The organism is Pseudomonas sp. R4-84, from assembly GCF_054130985.1.
On sequence record NZ_CP096390.1, the window covers coordinates 3,645,663 to 3,669,467 of the forward strand.

Below are 23,805 nucleotides of genomic sequence, written 5' to 3' on the forward strand. Positions count from 1 at the left end.
GAGATCGTCTCGTAATGGCGGAAGTTTCAACTGGCTGACCTTCGCTCAGTGACTACGCCAAATCAATCGTCCACCCGTCAGATGATAAAAACCCGGCTCCGTGGCCGGGTTCCATGGAATCATCAGCATCCGCTGTAGCTTACTTCGCACCGCCGTTGCCACGATTCGTCTGGGCATCCTGGTCGGATCCGGGGTTCCCAGGCGGGGGATTCCAATCCTCTGGCCTCTCGCCAGTGCCCTGCTTTGGCTCAGACTCAGCCTGATCAAGACCAGAACCATGTCCTTTGCCTGTATCAGGCGCTTCCTCACTTGGCCCTGGGTATGGCGCTTCCGGACCGTTATTGTCAATCACCATAATCTCTCTCCTGTCTGCGGCGCAGTTCTGCGCATACATTTGAGAGGGCTTGCTTGGGCAGGAAGTGCTATGTCTGCGACGAGCGGATGAGCGATCAGGCCAGGACACCTCCGCTCAACTTCTTTCTGTTGCTCGCCAAGCGGCATGCCTTGGGCCCGCATCCTGGAAGAGGTCGTTCGGAAAAGGGGAAGGCTCGATATAGGAGACTGTTGAGGCAAGCGGCATTACGCCGCAGCCCTGCCTGCTGTCCTAATAAACGCTCTATGATGCCTTGACCGGGCTCAGTATCCGCCAAGGACAACCCATCCCCGTGGCGAGGGAGCCTGTTTCCGCTGGGGCGTATTCATACTCTTCCTTGAACTAGCCAAAAACGGCTTCAGCGCAGCTAAATAAATCGGCCCACGTTCCCGTATTCAGCACGTGAAAAATACATTACACCGGCTACACCACCCTTCAGCTGCGCTCCGGTTCATTGGAAAACGCAAGAGAGGATGACTCGTATCGGCAACCGTCAGGATTAGCGAGAACTTTATGTATCTGCGCCGAATTTCGTCGGCTGGAACGCTCATGCCTGCCCCATCGACTATTTGAAGAACTCCGCCTGTCACCCTGCTGTCGATCCGTTGCCACTCAAAATGCCAGCCCGTCACCCACATGAAGTCTCGAATTTGATAATCGCCGGCGGTGCTTTGGCATTGAGCGAGTTTTTTGTTAGAGACGTCAAAGACGAAAAACAGGGGGCTGGGATAGCCGAGCAGCTGAGTATCGTCCAGGCTCAAGCCTTCTTTTAAATTGATGGATGCTACAAGTGCTTTTGCTCGTCTCTTGCGCCGTATCAGATACCCTGTGGCGAGGAAAAAAATAGAAAAAGAAGCCAGCAAGAGCTGACGGCCTTCGACTGTAAGCTTATCGGGCGAAAACCGTATCATGCCCCACAAGAGTCCTATCGTCGTAAGCCCGGACACCCAAGTGGCGGGGATCACTATCCTGCGGAATATGGCTATTTGCCGTCTGCTCATTCGTTAGTCGCCGGAAAAATACATCCACCCCTACGCAATAGCGTCTTCACCTCTTCGATCGCCTGTACGGGATTTAGGCTCAACTGTTCAAAAAGCCTGGAGCCCGGGCGCACGTACGATTGCGAATAGTGCTTGGCGCTCCACATGACGATGTTGAGCAGATTCCCTCCTCCGATTTTAGGAATTGGCCGTAGGTCTTTTTCCCAGTGAAGACGATGTCGCGGATGATCCCCGGCCAACTCACATGTCGTCAAGGCGTTCAATACCCTGTCCGGCCACGTCCTTGCGAAGAATGAACGTCTGGACGCGTTTATCGCGACGGACGATGCGAACCCCAAGGCGCTCGTTTCAGCCCTTCTCACGAGCCTCGGCCTGCGTCCGTTGGATGTCGGTGGCTTGCAAGTGGCCCAGTCGCTGGAGTGGCTTGGACTGATGATGATCGGCTTGGCAAAGAACGGTGCTGGAAGCTGGGATATCGCTATGAATGTGGATATTGGGGTCAGGTCGGCATCGGAACCAGCGGTTACATGGCGGCCATTCGCGCCATCAAGGCTCATGTCATAGATGATGAAGAAGCCTCAACTACCTGAGGTAGAGGAGCACTAATGATTAAGGAGGGGTCCAGGCTACGAATCCTGTTCTCGATATGGTAGGCCCCCCTCTCGGTGTAGCGTAAGAAACAGCGACCGCAAATAGAGCACTCAGAAATCTTGCATAGATTGTAGGGAAAGTAGAGCGGTGCAATCGGAGCATCCAACGACCAGTAATTAGTATTGCTCGGATGATACTCGATGAGTGTCATTTCTTCCTCCACGTCATACATGAGCGTACCAATATCGACTAATAACGTCTCCGGCAGGGAAATCAGAGGACTTTCCCACCCTACCAGTGCCTTTTTCGTGCAAATGCAGACGTCACGAACGGAATGGGAGCGTTCTGCTAGTGCATAAAGCTCTGAATGACTTAGATATTTGAGAGTATTCAAGCTCGACCCTTTCCTAGCAATGGTTCAAAAAGCCAACGGCTACTTATTACTCAGCGACGGTGATTTCGAGAGGCCAAATGTGCTCCAGGCTGTGCAAACCAGTGCGGTTAGAGTCATGATTATTAATACGCTCCACCCTGGCAGATAACTATGAGACAAGTCCTTCAGGAAACCCAATGCGGGTGGCATTATGACAATCGCAACTTGATTTATCGCCATGGCTAAACCTAATGCGAATCCAGTCTTATCCGGTGGTGCAGAATCAGCAACGTAGGCTACCCAAGGACCATACCAGCCAAAACCGAAGAATCCGAGCCAGCCGACTAATACGCTCAACATCCAGAAAGAACGCATAGGAGCCCAAGCGAGAATGATCAAGCCAAAAATAACTGCGAGCATACAGATCAACACAGGGAAATAGCGGCCCGATCTACAGCGATCACTCCATGCAGCCAAGATGATACGCCCCGCTATGCCCGCTCCCTGGGCAATCAACAGCAATGTGGCAGCGGCAGTGATGCTCAAATCGAGCAAATCATAAAGATAAAGTGCGGTGAATATCAAAATCCCATACTGGACCGAAATAAGGCTAACCCCCGAGAACATAATATTCTTCATCGCAGGATCGTTTAGCATGGATAATCTCGAAGCCAAAACTGCTTTTAATTGCTTTCCTTCAGCTTTCACCGGCGGGGGCTTGTTAGCATTGGCAGACCGATAAAAACTTAAAAAAGTCAGAGCTCCAAACAGCGCAACAAGTCCCCCCGCTAAAAAGGAGTACTGCCACCCCCAATGGGTGGCAATGTAGGGGAGTATCGCCGCTGAAAGCGCACCACCCAAAGGCAAGCCAGCCTGGCGGATACCCATAGCAAATCCTAACTGGCTTTTTGGAAACCAGCTAGAAACGGATTTGCTGCCGCCAGGTTGCGCGGTGCTGTAGCCAGCACCGACCACAATCAAAAACATAAGCAATGACAGGTAACTGCTAGCAAGCGTTGATGCGCAAAGTGCAACCGCAACGATTAACGTTCCCACACCTACAACTTTGCGCTCTTCAAATCTGTCCAACAACTCCCCAGCAACTAGCAAGCCGAGAATGGGGACTAACTGTGCAGCTGAGACCAATAATCCTATTTGCATCGTGGACAGGTTCCAATCCTGCTGGATGAAAATAGCAATAGCACCGATACCTTGTACAAAGAAACAGGCGCTCGCTTGGGCCACCGTGGCGATCAGAAGAATAACCCAGCGATAACTGGCTTTTGGGTGCACACCGTTTACATCAGTCATTGAAAAGCTCCGGCATTTTCTGGTACGCCGAGAGGCCTTTGACGTTGTGCTGTGAGATGTTCATCCCTGACAATATCGAGCCCCATACGGTTGATGATAACTTCTGGATTAAGCTCTGGCGCCACACCATTATAGCTCATCTCTTCAAGCACATACTCCATAAGCTGTCGGTTATCACACATATGCACCTCTCCCTCCGTGCCTACACCATAGGGTGTATCTTCCATGCCTACACGCAAGATATCTACGCCACTTCCGGGTTGGCAGGCGTACGTGGCAAGCCGTCTTAAAGCGCACATCTTGGTTCCTTTCCGCAGGCCAATATCCATCTCTTGGTAATGCAAATGAGCTTGCTGGGGAATAATCGCAGCGCCGACGGTGATAGTTATCTTACGCTTCTTAATATCCGGATTGGAAATATCAGACTCCAGACTCTTGGCCACCTCTATTATGTTGCAAAACTCTTCATATGATGACGGAAACGGAAGGCGGCTGGAAAAACCAAATAACAGAATTATATTTAGCTGACCAGAACTGCCCAGCTGAAGAGATGGGTGTTCAATGGCAAACCGAGTCATGCCGTAGCTCCGGGCAAGTTGTACCCATTCGACTTCATGGAACAGCCCTAGTTGCCGGCGAGCCGAAATCGCATTCTTATATACTTGGAATTGTATTGACGGTGAAGTACTACCGTAGTCAGCCCCCTTACTCGTGGAGTTTGTTTCCATGGTCGCCTGTACAACACGGGCAGACGGCACGTATTTTTTTATATCGTCAAGAAAAGCAGAGCTGTACATATATTCAAAGTCGAGTTTTTGCGTTTTCTTTTCCAACTCACATATGATCTGCAGTTCTATCGCGGCTTGGATGGTGACGAAATGAGCTCCGCCGAAATGTAAAGGCAAAGCACATTGGCTAACCCGTTCCCATTCCCCTAAAGCCCTGATGTTTTCTTGAACCTCTTTACCGTTGCGACTAGCCCCGAAGCTCAATAGAATGTCTTTGCAGGAGCGCTGTACATTTCGGCTCACCGCCTGATAGATATCATTATCGGTGGTTTGCTCCTGCGTGATTGGGTTTCGAGCATGATAGTGATAGTAACGGCACCCGAGATCATGAAGTTCGATCGCTTCGTTAACGATGGCGTCTTGGCCTCCCTTAATAGTCATGCCTGTACAAATAGAGTCGAGAAGCTGATCCCCAGTAAGATAATGGTTGCGAGGCGTAAATTTTGCGCCCGTGGATGCGCACCCTAAGATAAGAGTGTTCTGTGGATTATTCATATTACTTCCCTGTCAAATGGCCAGATACCCTCTAATCGACTGTGCCGGTAGGCTGACTAGTACCTTGTCAGTATCGGCGTCGGCTGGGCCTTGACGTTTTATCAGTTTGCCACTTTCGCACGTTGCGGATTAAGCAAGGTTTTTTGATAAAACCTCATGCCAGAGGGTTTTTTTTGACTTTCAGACCCTGGGTTGCGCATGTCATGATACGACCACCAAAAAATTGCGAGATCAGCAACATGACGGATTTTCGGACCTTAAAGGATTTTATTGTGCTGGCCCGCGTTCGAAGCTTTTCCCAAGCCTCGATACATTGCAATGTAACAACCTCTGGCTTGAGCCGTAGGATCACCGCTTTAGAGGAATGGTTAGGTGCTTCGTTGTTTGATCGTGCACGTCACCAGCTAGAGCTTACCGATGCGGGTGCCGAGTTCCATATCGCTGCTGTCGAAATTGTAGAGCTGTTAGAAAAAACGAGAAACTCGGTTATCCGTACCCAAGAGAAGTTCAAGCGGCAAATTTCTATTGTTGCGCCACATATCATGTCGAGAGCGTTTTTTCCGGCTTGGTTGCCGAGGGCGAGCAAGCAGTTAGAGGCCACTCGTTTTTCCATAGACTTCGCCAATCTTCCTGAATGTTTCAAGCAACTAACCAATCGCTCAGTGGATTTTGTCGTCGCTTTTGATGACAAACATAATGGCATTAACGAACATCTTAATAAAACATTACCACTAGGGGAACTCGAATGCTTGAAAATTGGCCGCGAGTGGCTAGTTCCTGTGAGCGCACCTAATTTGCTAGGAGAACCTCTAAATAGCCTTGGTTCACCTAGAGGTGAAATCTCATATCTTCATTACCGCCAGGATTGCTCTTTAAGTTGGGCGCTTGAAAAAATGTTAAAAGTCGCTCCAAACTTACCAGCACTTCGTAAAATTCATGATAGCTCTCTGGCCGATGGTCTTCGTTCTATGGCGATAACCGGATTAGGCGTTGCATGGCTTCCTTTGGAGATCGTTCGGAACGATCTGGAAAGGAAAGATTTGGTTCGGGCGGGCACTGCCGATTTTGATATAGCGTTAGAAATTAATATTTATCGTCGCAAAGAAAAGCTTGGCGCGAATGCTGAGATCTTATGGGACAATCTAAGTAGCATGACAAATGATTCCAGATTTACCGTAGCGAGCCCCGGCACCTCGTACACTTCACTAAGCTAGCCAATTCCTATACGCCATTTATAAGATCAATCATCGCGCCATAAAAACGAAAAGCTGATCCACAGGTCATTAGCTGTGTCAGCACCAAGCCTATATGCGAAATGATTGCCCAGGCAAAAGCTACCGTCCCTGAAGAGCCGTTTTGAGCTTGAAGCGGCTCTTTGGTAGCTTCAGCTGCCGGCCCACCAGGGCGAGCGCCATCAGAGGTGCCAAAAACGAGTTCATAGGTCAAACCTGACTCGAGAAATGATGCTCGCCCATCCAAGAACCCTCAGCGTCTCTCGTCGACTTGCCAGTGCTAACCTCAGCCTAATTAGATTAAAGACTCCAGCATTGATCTCAACCGCGCGAGCGCCGGCATTCATCGATTTTCTTGTCGATACGTTTGGCGGTGAGCCGTTCTGGGGGATTTCGGCAGCCGGCTGAGCTCGTCAGTTTTTGCAAACCACCTGCGGAGGCGCTGCAGGCTCTAACTTTCGGGGGATCACAATTGAAGTACCAGGCAAAGTGGTAACTTCGAGAACCGCTAACACGCAGAGAAGCGCTTGCTCGCCATCTTTGTTTGGCCTGGTGCCCACCCCGACAAAAGGGGTCGGATTTATTTTCTAGCCGTGCAGCCGTTGATCCAAGCTAATCGATTAATAGCGACTCGTAATGCAGCGAAGCTAAAATAAATCTGTAGTCTTTTCTGTCGTCCCCTTTCTGCCTTTTTCTGTGTCCCTTTTTCTCCAAACCTAACTGTCAAGCAGATCCCGATCCCAGAATGGCTCACCGCCAAACGTATCGACAAGAAAGTCGATGAATGCCCGCGCTCGCGCGGTTTGATTACGCATTGACGGATGCACCGCATACATTGCGATTGGTGGTCGCATATATTGCGCGAGCACAATAGAAAGCGCTCCGCGCCGTACCGCGTCATGGGCGATGAAGGTTGGAAGTACCGCTACGCCAAGCCCTGCGATGGCCGCTTCGCGAATGGCATCGCCGTTGGCGAAGTCGAGCCGGCTGGTCACTGATGGCACGACGTTGCCGGTGAATTTCCAATAGTGAGCGTCCTCGACATTAGAATAAGTCACGCCCGGAAAGCGCGACAATTCAACGGGACTTTGCGGTGTCCCGAGGCGCTCTAGAAGTGCCGGACTGGCGACGCACACGTGCCGGATGGTAACGAGCCGCCGAGCCACGAGAGATGAGTCTGGAAGCCGCGCGATGCGGATCGCGAGATCGAAGCCGTTGCGTATCAGATCGACCGTTCGATCATCGGTGTCGATGGAGACCGAGACTGCGGGATGGCGGTTCAGAAACTGGCCTATTGCCGGTGCCAGGCAGTGCGCTGTGAATGAGACCGGAGCGGCGATACGGATACGCCCCCTCAACGCCTTGCTTGCGCTCGAAGCGGCTTCCTCGGCCTCTTCAAGCCCCGCAAGCAACTCGACGGCGCGATCATGAAAATCACGGCCCGCTTCCGTGAGCTGGACACGGCGCGTCGTCCGGTCAAATAGCCGCGCCCCAAGCCTGTCCTCGAGGTCCCGAACTCGGCGACTCACCGCCGACTTGACGATGCCGAGGCGTTCCGCGCCCGCAGCAAACCCGCCGGCTGAGACGACAGCAACAAACGCCCGCATATCTTCGAATCGGTCAGCCATTGGCGGATTGTGCGGGCCGCAGCATCAGGAATCAACTGACAGCCCGTTTATTGAATACTTCCCGATTGTGCTCCAAACGAGAACAGTCAATCCTTGGATTGGTAGTTTTTCGAGAACTGGAACTGGCGTACTTTTGCCGCAGTTCGATTTCTGCCGTCGCAAGGCACGTCGGGCAATTCACGATTCAGGGGGCTTCGTTGTTTGCCCTCGGTCAGACCGTTACGTCCACTGCTAGCGCCATATTCCTAGGACTCTCATGCCACATCCGAACGTCGCCGCGAACACCACTTCTCGACTCGCCCAAGCGGGCGCTTTGGCGTACATCATCTGGGCTCTGCTACACGTCAATGCCGCTTGGTCCATCTATCAGCTCGGCCAATCCATGGCTGAAGGCATGCCTCGGGGGCGCGTGCTGCAGGACGCCTGGAATCTCTTCTGGCTTTCAATTATCGCGCTCATCGTCGCAGTCGTCTTGAACTGGCGTAACGACGTTCGCGGGTGGTGGATCAACCTCTTGGTCATCAGCGTGGTCGATCTCGGTTTCATCTTTTACATGCTCTTTCCCGGCTATGTTTCGATGTGGCCCGGCCTGTCGGGCCCACTGTTCTGGGTTCTGGGGCTCGCACTGTCGAGCCTGGGGCTATACCGCCCGATGCGCCCCGCATAAAGCCTCGCTTTACCTGATCGCTACACCCTGAGCCGCACGGATCCAAACCGCGACCCGCCCCTTAAAAAAGCTAAAGCACTCCAAGGCATTCGACATATGTATGTCGAGTTTGGACCGGCTTCGCCTAAAGAAAACAGGCATGAGCTGATCTTCCATTTCACCCAACAAGGATAGCTATCCATGACAAGCGAAACGATGCGTAATCCACATACCGACCATCTCATCACGCCTCAGAACTCAGCACTTCTGATCATTGATTATCAGCCGATTCAGGTCTCCTCCATCCGCTCGATGCCGCGCGAGGAATTGGTCTTTAACATCACCAGCCTTGCAAAAGCGGCGGTGAGTTATGGCGTTCCAGTCGTTCATACGACGGTGAATGTCTCGTCCGGCCTCAACAAACCACCGATTGAGCAATTGCAGGACGTCCTCGGTCACCTTCCGATCTACGACCGCACCACCGTGAATGCTTGGGAAGATGTCGAATTCAAACAGGCTGTTAAAGCGCTCGGACGTCGCAAACTTATCGTGACCGCGCTGTGGACAGAGGTGTGCTTGGCGTTCCCTGCGCTTGATGCGCTTCTGGAAGGCTACGAAGTATATGTCCCCGTGGACGCAGTGGGCGGTACCTCGGTGGCGGCCCACGAGGCTGGGCTCCGTCGTATTGAGCAAGCCGGCGGCAAGATGACCAGCCGCGTCCAGTTGTACTGCGAGTTCCAGCGCGATTGGGCTCGTAAGGAAACCGTCCCGGGCTTCATGGAAGTTTTCCAAAGTTATGACGGGTTCAACCCGGAGAAACCCGTCGCAAAAGGCGCCAACTAAGAACGGCCTCACCTTCGGGTGGACAGTAGCGGCGGCTCGAGCAGCCGCCGCTACCCTGTGTCGAGGAAATCCAAGAGCCAGTCCTCCATCGCCCCGTCCCCCCAACGTACTGCAAACAATAGTTAAAAACGGAGAACGCACATGACCATGTCTGAGACCAATTTGTCACCTGACGCTTCGACTGCTAACGCTGTGGCGGCACCGTCCACTAGCGAAGCGAAGGCTGCTGCTGCGCTATCGGTAGTCATGGAATTTCTGGCCAATACCGCGCCCGATAAGGTTGAAGCCGCTGCAGCGAAGCTGGCAGCTCCGGACGCAACTTACGTTTCTCTCAACTTCGACAATCCAGAATTAAAAAAAATCATGCCCTGGACCGGAACTAACAAGGGCCCGAAAGCCTTTAGTTCCTTATTCATGCAGGTATCGGATTATTGGAAGATTGAAGACTTCACCATCAGCACTAAAATGGCATCCGGTGAGGATGTTGCAGTTTTCGGCAAGTTCACCTACCGATCCGTGGCAGTGGGACACGTATTCACATCGCCGTTTTCCATCCATGCCAAGGTACGTGACGGCAAGATGATTTATTTCCAGTTTATGGAAGATACCTATGCATCGGCGAGTTCGTTCAGACAGTCGGGTTCGTGGATGGTAAAGACATCAGCGGATTCAGCCCCTTTTTCGGTGAAGGCAGATTAATCATCCGCGAGCACGCGAAAACCATATGATAGGAAAAGCGGGACATGGGCCGAGTTTATCTTCTAGCCGGCTCCTGATCCAACCAAGCGAATCCATTTGACGGAACTCACAGCGCAGCGAAAGTAAATCTGTCCCCTTTTTCGTCTTTTTTCCTAGGGGGATTTCGGCAGCCGGCTGAGCTCGTCAGTTTTTGCAAACCACCTGCGGAGGCGATGCAGGCTCCAACTTTCGGGGAATCACAATTGAAGTACCAGGCAAAGTGGTAACTTCGAGAACCGCTAACACGCAGAGAAGCGCTTGCTCGCCATCTTTGTTTGGCCTGGTGCCCACCCCAACCAAAGCCTCGTAATCCTTCCCTGGCTCCAGCTTATAAACGAGTGCCTGGCCACCGCAGGACCAGTAAGTGCTGCCATTGCCACCTATGGTCGCGCCCAGGGTCGCAAGTTGAAATGGAAGGTCAGTCCTGACGCGATACTCGGCTACGACCTCTTTGTATGCCCCTTCGCCCATCCGAATGGCAGGGATGTACTGGGCAAGAGTAGGCGAAACTCGTTTCGGCATGCCAATGCTTGCCGAATTAAGAGGGTACTGCGGATAGTTGATGTTCGCCGTCCCGTCACGCCCGAAACGTCCGGCTTGAGCCATCTTGTGCCGGGTAGCAGGAGCACAACTGCCAACGATGCTATCGCCGTACACATCGGAGTTGGTGATGACACGAACACGCGCAATTGCCTCGGATTGAGCAGGCTCTTCGTATGGAACTGAAGGAATTCCAGAACAACCCGCAAGTACGACACCAAAAAGCGTTACGAGAGTGACAACTCGCATGACCATATCCCTATGTATTCGAAGTTCGCTGATTGGAAAGGGAACAAACCCAGCCGTAAAGAGCGGCAACAAAAAAGGGCCCACCTTTCGGTGAGCCCTTCTAGACCGCCCAGCAGAGCGGATTTTGTTTGGTAGGCGCGATTGGACTCGAACCAACGACCCCCACCATGTCAAGGTGACCGTACCTCCATACTAACCTATTGATTTGAAAAGAAAAACTTTCGTCTAATGCACTGCGAAAAATGGCTATAGACCCCTTTTAAAATCAATAAGTTAGCGTTGTATATTCCTACAGTATTTTCCTCCCTCGGTCCAACTGGCCCCCATCCCCATGCGCTGCTAATCTGACCCATGAGCCAGGAGCTGCCGATGCCAAATCACGACCTAATCCCTTCGCTGCTACACAAAATCAATGAAAATCAGCTTGCCCTGGAGGCAGCCATTCTTGAACTGTCCAACTGGGTGGAGGCGCGCGGCTCAGTTGAAGTTGCCGACAACGTACGGGGGGCTCTAGACACGATCGAAATGAATGAAGAGTTCATCAAGATGGCGCTCGCGGTTCTAATGACGCCTGAATGATCGCTTTCGGCCGATTTTGTTGGAAAAGTCGGTCTGCCCAAACTGCTGCTTAGGGGAAAAAAGCCTTTTTTCGCTGCTGCGTGAAATCCGAGTCCTGGAGCGTCTGCCAAAAATAAAAAATCAATCTCGGAAGCGTACTTTCCTGATGCGCAAACCATAGGCGACTTTTTCAACACAATCGGCCAATCGAGGCCGTTCCGCACGAAGATTGCCTCCTGTCACATTGCGCTCGCTAGCGGCTACCAGATATCGCCTGCATGCGTTCAGACCTATGACCAGAATTCCTGGCTCAAGGCAATACGCCTCCAGCCATAAGCAGCTGAGGAACAGCAGCTTTGATTCAACGAAGATATGCGCCAGAGCTGGTTTTTTTGTCAAGCAGATGCTCTGCGGCCAGCTTCATGAAACAGGCAGCATTGAGGAAAAGGAGAAGTAATTGGACTATCGAGGCTCAGCGCAACTAGCTCTCATAGATTTTCCCTGTGTCAAATGCCAGCGCAACAGCAATTCTTTCCTTCAGTTCTTCTTGCGAAAACGGCTTTTGCAATACGGGCCGCAAGGCAAACTCGCCCTGGAGTGCGGCGCGACCGTATCCCGAACTAAAGAGGAAGGGAATTTCGCGGTCGCGTAAAATCTCGGCGACGGGGAAGACTAACTGGCCGGCCAGGTTTACATCCAGCATCGCCAAATCCACCTCAATCGAGCGAGCGACGTCGCACGCCTTCCCGAGTTGGGCAACGGACGCAACGACCACGCATCCGAAGTCCTCCAACATATCCTCGATCAACATGGCGACTGCGCCCTCATCCTCGACAACGAGCACCCTGATTCCATTTAAAGCGTTCACAGGTAGTTCGCTCCGATAGGGAATGAGATGCGGCTAAACATCCCTGCAGCAAGAAACGGGAACTCAATCCTTTTGTCCTGACGACGCTCTATACAACGCGTCATCAAACGCAACCCCAAACCATGCCGCGTTAATTCAAAAACTTCACCCAGAATTACACCGTCACAGCTGAAGCCGTGCAGGCATACCGTACCGTTGTTGAAGGAATCTTTCGAATCGGTGTCTTTACACACCAGCTCCTGCGTCACGGCATGAAGCGCGGAGGCGTCCTGCAAATAATCGATCACTTCTTATTTTGCCATGCCTATCTTCGAATGCGCGCATATTAACCATAGCCACCAGCCGCGTGTCGTCTGGACCTCTAAATTTACTGCCAACATGCCTAGATTCAACGCAGTTTAGAGCACCGTTGCCACCGGGTCTTCGTCAGCCGGGAGCGGCGCCCCTTCCGGCAAGAGCAGCTATACGAGCCGCGGTCACGATCTCCATTACGCCTGAGTCCGAGCACACTGCGCCACAGCCGAGGCACCTCCGTGATGTATCTGAGGATCCAGCCGTCGCTGTCGCACGAATAGACGGCGCGAGGAAACGTATCGAGCGTGTGCTAATCAAGATTAGCATGTCGTACTCCTGAGCGCTTCGGGAAACTCTTGGAAACCGAAAGCGCATGACATCAGCTCTTCAAGCAAGTTATCAACGTTGACGCCTAGTCACACATGGTGTGCTCCGGATCCCCAGCCTGCGAGCTGCGGGTCTCATTCTAGATTTTAGTAGGAGACTGGTCGCAGGGAAACAATAGGAGTGAGTCGTGTTGACTATTCATTCCTGGTATCGGTTTCATACGCTGGTTTCCGGGGCGCCCCTACAAGCTAAACATCCTTGTGTCTGGGCCACTCCCGCGAGCGAATCTGACGCTATCGGGCTACGGTGCGAGCGTCCTGCTGGTACAACCGCCCAAACAGGTTATCTGCCAGCGCCTTTGATCGTGTTGGAGGAACAAGCTATCGGTGCGGTAGAAAATTACCCAGGTCGCTGGGGTACGTACAGCCGCCGCGATAATCTACACCCGACCCCGTGGCCAAACCCGTACCACAAAGGCCAGCGTCTATATCAATAGCCCCTCGCGGACGAGTGCTCGATGAACTTAATAAATGACCTATCGACCCTGCCTATATACACTCCGAGGGACTTGGTCATTACCTTGTCTGGAAATGCACATGGATCTTAAACATCGCAACAACCTGAACGTGATGGGCGAAGGTCCAGCCACGCTGATTTTTTCCCATGGTTTCGGCTGCGACCAAACCATGTGGCGTTATCTCATAGGCCATTTCGTAGACCATTTCAGGATCGTCGTGTACGACCTCGTCGGCGCCGGCCGGTCAGACATCAGCGCGTATGACCGGACAAAGTACAACTCGCTGGACGGATACGCCTTAGACCTTAACGAAATCATTGACCAGTTCGCCATCGGGCCAGTGATTCTGGTAGGCCATTCAGTAAGCGCGATGATTGACGTCTTAGCTGACCGGCAAGTACCCGGTCGCATCGCTGCTCATATCATGGTGGGCCCATCTCCATGCTATATCGACTCCGACAATTATGTGGGTGGGTTCACGCTCGAAGACATCCAATCACTCCTCGACACTCTAGATGACAACTACCTCGGCTGGTCTAGCAATATGGCACCGGTCATCATGGGTGCGCCTGGGCAGCCCGAGTTAGGCGCTGAGCTAACTAATAGCTTCTGCCGTACCGACCCTGAGATCGCCAAGCACTTCGCAAGAGTGACCTTCATGTCGGACAACAGAGGAGACGTTGCTGGCTTGGCTACGCCGACCCTGATCCTTCAGTCTACCGACGACCTGATCGCTCCCATTGCCGTCGGCGATTATTTACGCGACACCATGCCCAACAGCACGCTCGTCCTAGTGGATAATGTGGGTCATTGCCCTCACATGAGCGCGCCGGGCGCCTGCGCTGATGCCATAGGAAGCTTTGTACAGCCTTGGAAAGGGTTAAATGCACGGTAAGCCTCCACTGCTCGACCCGCAAAGACTCTATGAAGAGGCGCCATGCGGGCTGGTAGTGACGACAGAGGACGGGGCCATACTGCGCTCCAACCTTACGTTCAGGCACTGTATCGGTTTCAGCGCACAAGAGCTTCGGAACAAGCGCTTTCAAGATCTGCTCACAATGGGCGGGCGCATCTTTCATCAGACGCACTGGGCGCCACTGATGAAGTTGCAAGGCTCTGTCGCCGAGGTGAAACTCGACCTGCTGCATCGTGATCGGAGCAAAGTCACGATGCTCGTGAACGGGATCAGGCGCGACGGGACCAACGGTGTAGAGCACGAACTTGCACTCTTCACATTGTATGATCGAGACAAGTATGAAAGGGAGTTAATTAAAGCCCGGAGGCTCGCCGAAGAGCTACTGCAGCAGAAAACGGCTGCCGAAACGGAGCTCCGTCTGGCTCAAGCGGAACTGAGCAGGGCTTTCGAGAAAGCCCAGCAACGTGCATCATTTGCCGAGCAAATGGTCGCAATAGTAAGCCACGACCTGAAAAATCCACTGACGGCAATCAAAATGGGCACCGACGCGCTCGCACGCGGCGAGAGCCTCCCTAAGAAAATCAAGATACTCGGCTACGTAATGCAGTCAGCTAACCGTGCAGAACGCTTGATCGCGGACCTGTTGGATTTGGCCCTGGCCAGGGTCGGACAAGGAATCATCGTCTCTCCTCGTGCCGTGGATTTTCATGATCTTATCCGCCGAAGCGTCGAGGAACTGCGCGTTGCGTTTCCCAACGCCAAACTTGTTCACCACGCAAATGGGACAGGCTCTGCGCAGCTTGACGCGGACCGAGTACACCAACTCCTCGGTAACCTTATTGGGAACAGCGTGACCTATGGTGACCTGGAGCGGCCGATCACGATTACTTCAACTGTGGATGATGACACTGCCCATGTATCGGTAAAAAACTATGGTGTTCCAATTGCGCCATCACTGATGACCCGATTATTCGAGCCGATGATCCGAGGCGCGGACCCCGAAGATGGCGTACGCAGCGTCGGTCTTGGGTTGTTTATAGTCCGTGAAATCGCCAAGGCACATGGCGGCCGGGTATCGGTCAGCTCCGATGATAAGGACGGCACTTCATTCACTGTCGCCTTTCCGCTCAATTAAGCTGCACCCTCCCGCAACTTGACCGCCTCCTAGCCCTGCTTGGTTTACCTCCGCGCTGTCCTGCTGTACTGCAGCTTAGCTGTCCACGTTCAAGGACGATAGGACAATGGTGCCATGGCATTGGCTGCTTTCCCGAAAGTAATGCAGGAACAGACTGGTCTGGTTGGAGGGGATTGTATCGTTAAATTCAAGGCCGCAGCCCTGCCCCTACAGAGTCGCTCATTGATCGCGGAGGCGACAGGCAGCTCCTGGCCAAAAGCGGACCTTTAAGACTTGTGGATTCTGGGCGAATCCAGTCATCCGCATACGCCTGAAATTGGTCGATTAAACTCTTTCCCAGTTGCTTGCTATCTAAATCTTGAAGGGGGCCAAATTCCTGCGCCTGTTAGATTCTGGAACCTTCGTTTTTCCGAGAATTCTTCCTGCATCCTTCGCAGGTGAAAGCCCAAATACCTTCGTATAGTCTCGACTAAACTGCGTTGGGCTTTCGTAGCCCACCTCGAAAGCTGCCGCCATGACGCTCTTGCCGCTGGCTACCATGAGCATCCGCGCCTGAAGTAAGCGCACTCGTTTTTGATACTGCAATGGACTCAACGTCGTCACCGCTTTGAAGTGGCGATGGAAGGCCGAGACGCTCATTGCCGCTTTCTGAGCCAAGCTTTCCACCCTGATCGGCTCCGCAAAATCTCGACGGATCCATTGAATGGCTGTGTTCACTCTGGCCATGGCGGTATCGGGCGCTGCGATCTCTCGCAGCATCCAGCCGTGGGGGCCTTGCAGCACGCGAAACAGTATCTCGCGTTCATAAGCAGGCGCCAGGGCTGCGATAGCTTCCGGGTTGCCCATCAATCGCAACATGCGCCCCCATGCGTCCATTAATTCGGTCGTAACGGCCGCCACCGAAAAGCCCGGGTCGCTTTCATGGCGGCTGACAGGTTTGGGCAGGTCAGCCAGCAAGGTTGATAACACGGTGGGATCAAGCGTGAGGCTTATGGCCAGATAGGGTTCGCCCGTTGCCGCAGGGTGCACTGCGCCCACCGCAGGCAACTGAATCGACATGACGAAATAGGTCGCAGGGTCGTATCGCAGCGTGCGGTCGCCCACGGTCATGGTTTTGCTGCCCTGCAGAATCAAGTTGATCATCGGGTCATAGACTGCCGCCAACATATGCTCGGGGATTTTGCCTTGGACCATAGCGACGCGGGGAATGCCAGTCTCTGTGCGGCGGTTTTCGGCCTTGGCGGCGAGGATGCGGAGTTCGTTAAGTTGTTCGTTCATGCTGGCCATGCTGAATGTCACAGCAGGAGCAACGCAAGCAAAAAGTAGAAACAGGCAGATTTCGAGTAGGAACGGCTGCGTCCGCAGTGACCAGCGCCCTTAATGTGGAGGCTCATTCAATCAATCAAGGAGTACGTCATGGGCGTTATCGTCATTACCGGAGGCAGTCGAGGGATCGGTGCGAGTGCAGCAGAACACGCCGCCCGGTGCGGTATGGGTGTCATTCTTACGTACAACCAGCATCCGGACGATGCGGATGATGTGGTGCGACGCATTGAACGAGCGGGCGGCAAGGGCGTTGCGCTTAATCTCGACGTGGCGGATGTAGAAAGTTTCAAAAGGTTCCGCGATGCCATCCTGTTAGTGCTCCGGGAGACATGGAGCACAAGCACCCTCTCAGGTTTAGTTAATAACGCCGGCTACGGCCTGTTCAACCCGCTGGCGTCGGTCAGCGAGGCTCAGTTTGATGGTCTTTTCAAAGTCCATCTGAAAGGCCCTTTCTTCCTGACGCAGACCTTGCTGCCATTACTGGAGGAGAACGCCAGCATCGTCAATCTGACCAGCGCTACTACACGCGTGGCCACCACCGGGGTGGCGCCGTATGCGGCGTTCAAAGGTGGACTGGAAGTGCTCACGCGCTACATGGCCAAAGAGTTCGGTGATCGGCGCATACGTGTCAATGCGGTTTCACCTGGGGCGATTCGAACCGAGTTAGGTGGCGGGCTCAATGATGAGTTTGAGGCGATGCTGGCTGAGCAAACGGCGCTAGGCAGAGTCGGTGAGCCCGAAGATGTGGCCCGCGTCATTGCCATGTTGCTGTCCCAAGACGGGGCCTGGATCAATGCCCAGACCATCGAAGTCGCGGGCGGCTACATCATCTGAACGATCGGGAGACGTTGCCATGCTGGATCATATTTTTCTGTCTGTGAGTGACATTGAGCGCTCTATCCGTTTCTACGAAGCTACGTTGGCGCCGCTGGGTATCACCGCGCGCTTGGACTACGATGGCAAGGACGGTCCGCCTGGGCATCCGGACCTGAAAGGTTTCGGCGCCAAGGGCCGGATGTTTTTCTGGCTGCGTCAGGGTGAAGTCGAAGGCCGAGCGGTACATGTCGGTTTCGTCGCAGACAGTAAAGCTCAGGTTGCGGCGGCCTATGCGGCAGCGTTGGCTCAGGGCGCCGTCGATCAAGGCGCACCGGGGGCGCGTCTGCACTACGACCCCAACTACTACGCGGCCAATGTTCTGGATCCTGACGGATACAGCCTGGAATTCGTTTACAAGAACTGGCAGCACGCCCAATGAAGAAATTGATGATTTATGGCGCAACCGGCTATGTCGGGCGTATGGCGACCGACTATGCAGTGGCGCAGGGACTGGACGTTGTCATCGCCGGGCGCAGCCACGACAAGCTGCGCGCTCTGGCCGTGCAGCTGGACGTTCCTTATCGCGTGTTTACCCCTGATGCCCCGACGACAGGATCCCTGGAAGGCATTGGCGTGCTGGTGAACTTTGCAGGACCCTTCGCGCGGACAGCCGACGCCTTAATGCGGCTCTGCATCAACGCTGGAGTCGACTATTTGGATATCACGGCCGAGATCAATGTATATCGGTTGGCCGAGCAATTGGGTGATGAGGCGGCTGGGTCAGGGGTCATGCTTCTGCCTGGCGTCGGCTGGGACGTAGTGCCGACCGACTGTCTGGCGGTGCATGTCGCTCGCCGGTCTAAAAATCCGCAGTCGTTAAATATTGCACTACAGGTCGCGGGCTCCATGTCACGTGGGTCAGCACTGAGTGTTAGCGAAATTGTTGGAGCGGGGCTGCTGGCCCGGATTGATGGAGCGCTTCTTTCAACTCCCGATGCGCAACCGCGACACTTCGATTTTGGCGACGGCCAGGAGCTGTGCGTACCTTTGTCGTTCGGTGATTTGGTCACCGGCTGGCACTCCACCGGCATTCCCAATATTGCAATATTTGTACATTTTTCCGGTGATCCATTACCTGACGGAGATCTTTCAAAAATTCCCGAGGGGCCGAACGCGCAACAGCGCGAAGCTCATCGCGCTCGGGCAGTGGCCGAGGTGACTGGCGCTGACGGCACTGTGGCACGTTCAGTGATCGAAACCGCCAACGGTTACACCTATACGCCGATTGCTGCCATGGAGGCGGCACGCCAAGTATTGAACGGCGTGCGACGACCGGGTTTTGAGACGCCGGCAAAGCTGCTGGGGGGCTCATTCGCCGAGAGCATCGGCGGTACGACCATCACTGATTACTGATTGATCGGACGATAGTGCAGATGTTGTTTACTCAGGATTCCACTGCGCTGTCGTCTGCCTCGAACTCATGGGCAAGCAACCTGCCGGCAATCCGTGCGACGTTCACCAAGCGCTCGCTGGACATCCCACTGCATGCCGCTGCAGACAGCCCCCGCAGGGTGACCAGGATGTAGTCAGCCCGGGTCTGCGCAGCGTCCGGGCAGACTTGGTCCAGATACCGGCGGATCGCCTGGATTCCAGCGTCGCCGAATTTCTCCGCCATGTTTCGAGCGACCGGATCGTCCGCACGCAGGCCTTCGGTGATCAGGCAACCACGCAAAGCGCTATCTCGCCCGTACTGCTGCGCAGCGGCAATCAGCAGCGAGGTTAGCGCTTCGGCAGGAGGTCGATCCGGTGCCAGCAGTCTGTCCATTGGCAGCGCGTTTTCTGCGGCATAGCGATGCATTGCTCGTTCGAACAGTTCGGCCTTGCTTCCATAGGCGGCGTAAAAGCTCGGCGGCTTGATATTCATTGCCTCGGTCAGGTCGGTCAGGCTGACAGCGTCGTATCCACGCTGGTGAAATAGTGCTTGTGCGATGGCTATCCCTTGCTCCCGGTCAAAGGCGGAACGGCGCTGTCTGGGTTTTTCGTTCATGGCTATTTCTCTAGGTGACACGCCACTGTAGTGATCGCTACATGCAAGTTCAACCGCTTCGGTTGTACCTTTTATTTAGTAGTCACTAAATAACTTGCAGAGGACGTCCTCTCTATGTAGTGTTCACTACATATTCGACAGTTGAGGTTCAACACATGCAATTCAAAAACAAGGTTGTGCTGGTTACTGGCGGTTCTTCGGGCCTCGGCTTCGCAATCGCCGAAGCATTCGTCAGCCAGGGTGCGGATCTGATCATTACCGGGCGCCGCCAGCCTCAGCTAGACGAAGCAGCAAGTCGCCTCGGTGGGAATGTTTCTGCGGTGCGGACTGATATCTCGGACCCAGCCTCCCTAGGGGAACTGTTCAAGCATATCGGTGCGGTCCACGGTCGTATCGATGTATTGATCGCTAATGCCGGGATGGGTGAAATCGAGCCTCTAGGTGCAATCACCGAAGCGGGCTTCGATCGGGTGTTCGCGACCAATGTCAAAGGCACCACCTTTACGGTTCAGGGGGCGTTACCGCTGATGAGCGAGGGGAGCAGCGTTGTCATTATCGGCTCGACTTCTTCGATCAACCCTGGACCTGGTATGAGCGTGTACGGAGCAACCAAGGCCGCACTACGCGCGTTGGTGAGGAGCTGGATTCTCGACATTAAAGGATCGGGTGTACGCATTAACTTACTCAGCCCCGGGCCGGTGGACACCCCGTCCCTACGGGCCGTGCTTGGTGAAAATGCGCCACAGGTAATCGACTTGCTAAATGAGAAGAGCACCCTCGGCCGGATCGGCCAGGCACACGAGATCGGCCAAGCTGCGCTCTTTCTGGCGAGCGAGGCGTCGAGCTATGTCAATGGTGCCGAGCTGTTCGCCGACGGTGGAGCTTCTCAGGTTTGAACGTACATGGATCGGTCGACTCGCCAAATGCTGACCTTCCGCTGAACGACGACAATGCCTTAACTGACAATCCGCAACGGGAAATATCATTCGCTTATAGATGACGAGCGCAACCATCCCGCCGAGTGAATCGGGGGATGCAAGGAGTACCAAATGAGAAAGTTTGCTGGATCAGTAATCGATCATGTGGGCATTAATGTCTCGGACATTTTGCATGCTCGCGCCTTTTACGAACGGTCGCTCGAGCCGTTAGGGATCACATTGCTAATGAGCATCGAGACGGACCATCCGCATTCGACGCCTCGCAGACTGGGGTTCGGCTCCGCAGGCAAGCCATTCCTGTGGCTGCACGATGCTCCAGTTCCCAGCTACGGGGCTCATATCGCGCTGATGGCGCAGAGTCATGGGGCCGTCGACGCATTCCATGCGGCTGCCATCGCCGTTGGCGGACAGGACAATGGCGCACCAGGGATCAGGCCTCAGTACCACTCCGATTATTACGCGGCCTATGTACTGGGCCCTGACGGAGTGAATCTGGAGTGTGTTTGCCAACGGACGCCTTAGTTACCTGGGCTTTCATCAGGACCTGTCGGGTGGCATTCTTCGCCAGCTTTTCAACCACATCGAGCGGTTAGCCATGGACGTTTTCACAGGATTGAATGCGTTCCTCTTTAGCCGTGGAGCAATTCTTATAACAGATAGCAGCGCCAACTCAAGATGTCTCGTCGCACGGCTGCAATCCTGAGGCTGCTCCTCTAGCCTGGTGCTAAATGGCTGCTCCTGGCCCGAAAGCTGCCGTCGACGCGCTCGTCGCCTAGCCCTCGTAAGTATTGCCTTGCCTTGGATACTGTATGCACATACAGAACCGAGCAAGCGACCTCCCATGAATTTTGAACAAGCCAAAGCGCTGGGAATCAAGCAATGGCGCGATACGCTCGATGATCACGACTTCCGGTCACAGAAGCCCGAGGCGTATCGGTCCAGCCTGCTTTCGGCAAGCGCAAGGCTGGCCGAGGAGCGGTTGATTGATCGAGACGAACAGTTTGGCATGGATGAACTAGCGAACTTCGCATACTGGCTCGCAGTAGAAGAGCTGCAATCGACGACGGTCCTGTATCACAGCGCGTCTCAATACGACGTCGTCGCGCGAGACGGCTCCTCAAACCTTGGCACGATTCATCAATCAACCTTTTTGGAAAAAAGCGAGGGCGGCTGCATCCGCCCCTACGACGGAAATGTGTATCGCCAAGGTGGAGAGTTGAAGCTGATTTATAGCGCGGCGCCAACCACGGGCGTGATTGAGAGGTTTGTCCTTACCTTGGATGATGGTCGCCAGTTTGACTTGGTTGAGACAGCCAGAATGATCTTGGGAGTTGTCTATACGCCCGTTGAAGATCCAGACGTCTACCGGTGGCTTGTCGATGCCCTGCAAATCGCGCGCGAAAATCGAAATTTAGTGCTAATGGAAACGCTTAGGCCGTTTGCGGAACTGGCAAGGTTCGTCCTGTGTTCATCGTGCTTGGATCGGTTTGGCGAGCGCGACAATTGCCTATCTTGCAACGGCTTAGGGTTCGTCGAAAGACCGAAATGCCCAGGTAAACTTCCCTTGGAGCGTCGAGGTCCACTGGAAATAACCAGCGAACCCGGGGTGCAAGATGTGCGGCGGAGTTGAGGCAGCGGACAAAAATAGAGCGTATGAACGGGTCAGGGTGTATTTCCCGAACCCCAAGGCAGCAATTCCCGTGGTACTGCAGGACGGGACGGATCTTGGCTGGGTGCGATGGGGGCGCCGTCGAGAGGAGAAAGGCACAGGCCCATCAGGTGGGTGGGCAAAACTAGAGACGGTGGAACGAGGGGGATGGGAAAAGTATCACCCGCAGCGAGCGCTGGGACTTGTGCAGCGATACATGGAGAAAGATGCGAATCGCGTGTCGCACTGGTTCGATATGAACGAGGGCTTTGGGCTTGAATGCCTAATATTAGGTGAAGGCGATGCTCGGCGCGTGTACATAGTCACCACTTCCCCTCCTCCGGAATATGCATTCATACACGACCGCTGGCCGATGATCGGGCGGATTCCCGGCGGCACCGGCTGACCCCAGAGAGAAACGGCGCCACCATATTACTAACGGTTTTTCTGGCTTATCCTCTGGTCCCTACGAACCCGAGGCTGCGCCATGGATAGACTAAGTAGGGCTGAAATAGAGGATGCCTTGGGACGCTTGCTACCAGGTAGCATGGTCAAATGTGTTTTATGGGGTGACGGTACTGCCTCTCTTACGGTAACAGGTGAAACCGGAGAATCATTTGCAGTGGTGGGTCTGGTGAGAAGTGACTATCGAGGGGAAGCCGGATTGAAAAACCTCGCTACGCATATCTTTGGGGACATTCAGCTAGCCCGACAGGGCTTGAAAACCCACAGAGCACAACCACTGGGAAATATTGGCAATCAATTGAGCATCACCACCCCACCGCAATACAAAGCCCGCCACTAGGCGGGTTTCTGTTTTTGGTTGCTAACACTCGTTCGATTAATCCTTGATGGACCGGGCGTACAACGCTAGAGCTTTCTCAACAAGCCTGCGCCATTCTGCGTAATCGATTATCCCCTTCTGCCTATATTCGTTCAGCAATTCGGAGGAGAAGATCGTACTGTTTTTCAGCATCGGGACGGCTATCCGGCCGCCTGAGGAGCCCTCTCCATGCACTCAACGCCTGCTCCTTATCCAGCTCAGCCATCGTCCTTACCTCCCAAACATCATCACGTTGTTGAGCCTAGCGTCACGGCAACGTTCCAATTTATGGGATAGGCTATGGGAATTCGGCCTTAGCTCCGGTAGGGCAGCAAGCTGTAGGCTACCGTCCGTCGGTAACCAAAGCGTGGATCCCATTACCGGTCCATCGAGGGGGACCTAAAAGGAGATAACCTTGAAGACTGAACAGCGTTTGCAACAAAAAGTCCTGCGATATGCGGAGGCGGAAATCCACAGCATTTTGATCGGTCACGGATCCGCGCTGTTCCACTATCACCAGTTGATCATGATGCTCAACGGTTACGTTCACTGCGACATCATCAGTCAGCGCGAGGCAGATGCAATCACAGCTGATGCCAAAATGGCACTGGATAATTCTCTGCGTCATTGATCATATTGCGTGAGCTCTTTCAAATATGCCTGGCAAGCAGCAAGCTTCATTATTGCTCCGTCTCCATCGTCGGTAATGGAGATAATTCGTTGAGCATGCGCTCGGTCAAGTTGGGCTCTTGTTCCTCCATGAATCCTGCCGACGGCGCCGCGG

Annotated in this window: 24 protein-coding genes; 14 read left to right on the plus strand and 10 right to left on the minus strand. The window is 53.8% G+C overall.

The window, feature by feature from the left end; translation table 11 throughout:
* Positions 1-768: 768 nt before the first annotated feature.
* From M1D68_RS16660 to M1D68_RS16670, 3 genes are all read right to left on the minus strand, one after another.
* A complete protein-coding gene (locus M1D68_RS16660; RefSeq protein WP_457967799.1) occupies positions 769-1,374 on the minus strand; it encodes a hypothetical protein in 606 nt (201 codons plus the stop codon).
* A gap of 1,024 nt (positions 1,375-2,398) precedes the next feature.
* Positions 2,399-3,649, minus strand: a complete 1,251-nt coding sequence (locus tag M1D68_RS16665) for an MFS transporter (protein ID WP_420765757.1) — start codon at positions 3,647-3,649, stop codon at positions 2,399-2,401.
* On the minus strand, positions 3,646-4,932 hold the full coding sequence (locus M1D68_RS16670; RefSeq protein WP_457967801.1) for a 3-keto-5-aminohexanoate cleavage protein: 1,287 nt from the start codon (positions 4,930-4,932) through the stop codon (positions 3,646-3,648). Before M1D68_RS16670 ends, M1D68_RS16665 begins: the two co-directional genes overlap by 4 nt.
* Positions 4,933-5,171: 239 nt before the next feature.
* Here M1D68_RS16670 and M1D68_RS16675 point away from each other — a divergent pair, with 239 nt between their 5' ends.
* Positions 5,172-6,146 (plus strand): LysR family transcriptional regulator, encoded by a 975-nt coding sequence (locus M1D68_RS16675; RefSeq protein WP_457967803.1) that lies wholly within the window; start codon positions 5,172-5,174, stop codon positions 6,144-6,146.
* A 7-nt stretch (positions 6,147-6,153) separates the two neighbouring features.
* On the opposite strand, the gene M1D68_RS16680 is transcribed toward M1D68_RS16675, so the two are convergent.
* Together M1D68_RS16680 and M1D68_RS16685 are read right to left on the minus strand one after the other, a co-directional pair.
* On the minus strand, positions 6,154-6,378 hold the full coding sequence (locus tag M1D68_RS16680) for a hypothetical protein (protein ID WP_434606740.1): 225 nt from the start codon (positions 6,376-6,378) through the stop codon (positions 6,154-6,156).
* A gap of 502 nt (positions 6,379-6,880) precedes the next feature.
* The gene (locus tag M1D68_RS16685) at positions 6,881-7,792 is read right to left on the minus strand and encodes a LysR family transcriptional regulator (RefSeq protein ID WP_434701763.1); all 912 of its coding nucleotides are present in this window, start codon (positions 7,790-7,792) and stop codon (positions 6,881-6,883) included.
* A gap of 256 nt (positions 7,793-8,048) precedes the next feature.
* Here M1D68_RS16685 and M1D68_RS16690 point away from each other — a divergent pair, with 256 nt between their 5' ends.
* The 3 genes from M1D68_RS16690 (at position 8,049) to M1D68_RS16700 (ending at position 9,980) form a co-directional block, all read left to right on the plus strand.
* Positions 8,049-8,459, plus strand: coding sequence for a hypothetical protein (locus M1D68_RS16690; protein WP_434559749.1), 411 nt, complete (start codon positions 8,049-8,051; stop codon positions 8,457-8,459).
* A gap of 180 nt (positions 8,460-8,639) precedes the next feature.
* Positions 8,640-9,281 carry a hydrolase gene (locus M1D68_RS16695; protein ID WP_434559751.1) on the plus strand — a complete coding sequence of 214 codons (642 nt, stop codon included), beginning with the start codon at positions 8,640-8,642 and terminating at the stop codon, positions 9,279-9,281.
* Between the two features lie 141 nt (positions 9,282-9,422).
* Entirely contained in the window at positions 9,423-9,980 is a 558-nt protein-coding gene (locus M1D68_RS16700; RefSeq protein WP_457967806.1) for a nuclear transport factor 2 family protein, read from the plus strand.
* A gap of 183 nt (positions 9,981-10,163) precedes the next feature.
* On the opposite strand, the gene M1D68_RS16705 is transcribed toward M1D68_RS16700, so the two are convergent.
* The gene (locus tag M1D68_RS16705; protein WP_434559755.1) at positions 10,164-10,808 is read right to left on the minus strand and encodes a hypothetical protein; all 645 of its coding nucleotides are present in this window, start codon (positions 10,806-10,808) and stop codon (positions 10,164-10,166) included.
* A gap of 369 nt (positions 10,809-11,177) precedes the next feature.
* Here M1D68_RS16705 and M1D68_RS16710 point away from each other — a divergent pair, with 369 nt between their 5' ends.
* Positions 11,178-11,387: a hypothetical protein gene (locus M1D68_RS16710; protein ID WP_434606744.1), complete on the plus strand. Its 210-nt coding sequence runs from the start codon at positions 11,178-11,180 to the stop codon at positions 11,385-11,387.
* 460 nt (positions 11,388-11,847) lie between these two features.
* On the opposite strand, the gene M1D68_RS16715 is transcribed toward M1D68_RS16710, so the two are convergent.
* Positions 11,848-12,234, minus strand: coding sequence for a response regulator (locus M1D68_RS16715; protein ID WP_434559759.1), 387 nt, complete (start codon positions 12,232-12,234; stop codon positions 11,848-11,850).
* Positions 12,231-12,521 (minus strand): hypothetical protein, encoded by a 291-nt coding sequence (locus M1D68_RS16720; RefSeq protein WP_434559761.1) that lies wholly within the window; start codon positions 12,519-12,521, stop codon positions 12,231-12,233. The genes M1D68_RS16715 and M1D68_RS16720 overlap by 4 nt, the downstream gene beginning before the upstream one ends.
* A gap of 930 nt (positions 12,522-13,451) precedes the next feature.
* Between M1D68_RS16720 and M1D68_RS16725 the strand changes: the two genes are divergently transcribed.
* Both M1D68_RS16725 and M1D68_RS16730 read left to right on the plus strand, forming a co-directional pair.
* Positions 13,452-14,267, plus strand: coding sequence for an alpha/beta fold hydrolase (locus M1D68_RS16725; protein ID WP_457967808.1), 816 nt, complete (start codon positions 13,452-13,454; stop codon positions 14,265-14,267).
* Positions 14,257-15,423, plus strand: coding sequence for an ATP-binding protein (locus M1D68_RS16730; protein ID WP_457967810.1), 1,167 nt, complete (start codon positions 14,257-14,259; stop codon positions 15,421-15,423). The genes M1D68_RS16725 and M1D68_RS16730 overlap by 11 nt, the downstream gene beginning before the upstream one ends.
* 351 nt (positions 15,424-15,774) lie before the next feature.
* On the opposite strand, the gene M1D68_RS16735 is transcribed toward M1D68_RS16730, so the two are convergent.
* Positions 15,775-16,701: an AraC family transcriptional regulator N-terminal domain-containing protein gene (locus M1D68_RS16735; protein WP_457967812.1), complete on the minus strand. Its 927-nt coding sequence runs from the start codon at positions 16,699-16,701 to the stop codon at positions 15,775-15,777.
* Positions 16,702-16,839: 138 nt separating this feature from the next.
* On the opposite strand from M1D68_RS16735, the gene M1D68_RS16740 reads away from it, so the two are divergent.
* The 3 genes from M1D68_RS16740 to M1D68_RS16750 are packed head-to-tail and all read left to right on the plus strand — an operon-like array spanning position 16,840 to position 18,978.
* Entirely contained in the window at positions 16,840-17,583 is a 744-nt protein-coding gene (locus tag M1D68_RS16740) for an SDR family NAD(P)-dependent oxidoreductase (protein ID WP_457967814.1), read from the plus strand.
* A gap of 19 nt (positions 17,584-17,602) precedes the next feature.
* The gene (locus M1D68_RS16745) at positions 17,603-18,004 is read left to right on the plus strand and encodes a VOC family protein (protein WP_133337999.1); all 402 of its coding nucleotides are present in this window, start codon (positions 17,603-17,605) and stop codon (positions 18,002-18,004) included.
* Positions 18,001-18,978, plus strand: a complete 978-nt coding sequence (locus M1D68_RS16750) for a saccharopine dehydrogenase family protein (RefSeq protein ID WP_420765747.1) — start codon at positions 18,001-18,003, stop codon at positions 18,976-18,978. The genes M1D68_RS16745 and M1D68_RS16750 overlap by 4 nt, the downstream gene beginning before the upstream one ends.
* Before the next feature lie 31 nt (positions 18,979-19,009).
* On the opposite strand, the gene M1D68_RS16755 is transcribed toward M1D68_RS16750, so the two are convergent.
* Positions 19,010-19,612 (minus strand): TetR/AcrR family transcriptional regulator, encoded by a 603-nt coding sequence (locus tag M1D68_RS16755; RefSeq protein ID WP_133337995.1) that lies wholly within the window; start codon positions 19,610-19,612, stop codon positions 19,010-19,012.
* Between the two features lie 155 nt (positions 19,613-19,767).
* On the opposite strand from M1D68_RS16755, the gene M1D68_RS16760 reads away from it, so the two are divergent.
* The 4 genes from M1D68_RS16760 to M1D68_RS16775 all read left to right on the plus strand — a co-directional run bounded on the left by M1D68_RS16760 (position 19,768) and on the right by M1D68_RS16775 (position 23,652).
* Positions 19,768-20,508 carry an SDR family NAD(P)-dependent oxidoreductase gene (locus M1D68_RS16760; RefSeq protein ID WP_420765745.1) on the plus strand — a complete coding sequence of 247 codons (741 nt, stop codon included), beginning with the start codon at positions 19,768-19,770 and terminating at the stop codon, positions 20,506-20,508.
* Positions 20,509-20,661: 153 nt separating this feature from the next.
* On the plus strand, positions 20,662-21,072 hold the full coding sequence (locus M1D68_RS16765) for a VOC family protein (protein WP_457967817.1): 411 nt from the start codon (positions 20,662-20,664) through the stop codon (positions 21,070-21,072).
* Positions 21,073-21,391: 319 nt separating this feature from the next.
* Positions 21,392-22,180, plus strand: a complete 789-nt coding sequence (locus M1D68_RS16770) for a hypothetical protein (RefSeq protein ID WP_457967819.1) — start codon at positions 21,392-21,394, stop codon at positions 22,178-22,180.
* Between the two features lie 1,256 nt (positions 22,181-23,436).
* Positions 23,437-23,652 (plus strand): hypothetical protein, encoded by a 216-nt coding sequence (locus tag M1D68_RS16775; protein ID WP_434606762.1) that lies wholly within the window; start codon positions 23,437-23,439, stop codon positions 23,650-23,652.
* Positions 23,653-23,805: the final 153 nt, after the last annotated feature.

Bases quoted from the DNA above. Each gene is read 5' to 3' on its own strand.
- M1D68_RS16660 (WP_457967799.1), bottom strand. From the start codon at position 1,374: ATGAGCAGACGGCAAATAGCCATATTCCGCAGGATAGTGATCCCCGCC.
- M1D68_RS16665 (WP_420765757.1), bottom strand. From the start codon at position 3,649: ATGACTGATGTAAACGGTGTGCACCCAAAAGCCAGTTATCGCTGGGTT.
- M1D68_RS16670 (WP_457967801.1), bottom strand. From the start codon at position 4,932: ATGAATAATCCACAGAACACTCTTATCTTAGGGTGCGCATCCACGGGC.
- M1D68_RS16675 (WP_457967803.1), top strand. From the start codon at position 5,172: ATGACGGATTTTCGGACCTTAAAGGATTTTATTGTGCTGGCCCGCGTT.
- M1D68_RS16685 (WP_434701763.1), bottom strand. From the start codon at position 7,792: ATGGCTGACCGATTCGAAGATATGCGGGCGTTTGTTGCTGTCGTCTCA.
- M1D68_RS16690 (WP_434559749.1), top strand. From the start codon at position 8,049: ATGCCACATCCGAACGTCGCCGCGAACACCACTTCTCGACTCGCCCAA.
- M1D68_RS16695 (WP_434559751.1), top strand. From the start codon at position 8,640: ATGACAAGCGAAACGATGCGTAATCCACATACCGACCATCTCATCACG.
- M1D68_RS16700 (WP_457967806.1), top strand. From the start codon at position 9,423: ATGACCATGTCTGAGACCAATTTGTCACCTGACGCTTCGACTGCTAAC.
- M1D68_RS16705 (WP_434559755.1), bottom strand. From the start codon at position 10,808: ATGCGAGTTGTCACTCTCGTAACGCTTTTTGGTGTCGTACTTGCGGGT.
- M1D68_RS16710 (WP_434606744.1), top strand. From the start codon at position 11,178: ATGCCAAATCACGACCTAATCCCTTCGCTGCTACACAAAATCAATGAA.
- M1D68_RS16725 (WP_457967808.1), top strand. From the start codon at position 13,452: ATGGATCTTAAACATCGCAACAACCTGAACGTGATGGGCGAAGGTCCA.
- M1D68_RS16730 (WP_457967810.1), top strand. From the start codon at position 14,257: ATGCACGGTAAGCCTCCACTGCTCGACCCGCAAAGACTCTATGAAGAG.
- M1D68_RS16735 (WP_457967812.1), bottom strand. From the start codon at position 16,701: ATGAACGAACAACTTAACGAACTCCGCATCCTCGCCGCCAAGGCCGAA.
- M1D68_RS16740 (WP_457967814.1), top strand. From the start codon at position 16,840: ATGGGCGTTATCGTCATTACCGGAGGCAGTCGAGGGATCGGTGCGAGT.
- M1D68_RS16745 (WP_133337999.1), top strand. From the start codon at position 17,603: ATGCTGGATCATATTTTTCTGTCTGTGAGTGACATTGAGCGCTCTATC.
- M1D68_RS16750 (WP_420765747.1), top strand. From the start codon at position 18,001: ATGAAGAAATTGATGATTTATGGCGCAACCGGCTATGTCGGGCGTATG.
- M1D68_RS16755 (WP_133337995.1), bottom strand. From the start codon at position 19,612: ATGAACGAAAAACCCAGACAGCGCCGTTCCGCCTTTGACCGGGAGCAA.
- M1D68_RS16760 (WP_420765745.1), top strand. From the start codon at position 19,768: ATGCAATTCAAAAACAAGGTTGTGCTGGTTACTGGCGGTTCTTCGGGC.
- M1D68_RS16765 (WP_457967817.1), top strand. From the start codon at position 20,662: ATGAGAAAGTTTGCTGGATCAGTAATCGATCATGTGGGCATTAATGTC.
- M1D68_RS16770 (WP_457967819.1), top strand. From the start codon at position 21,392: ATGAATTTTGAACAAGCCAAAGCGCTGGGAATCAAGCAATGGCGCGAT.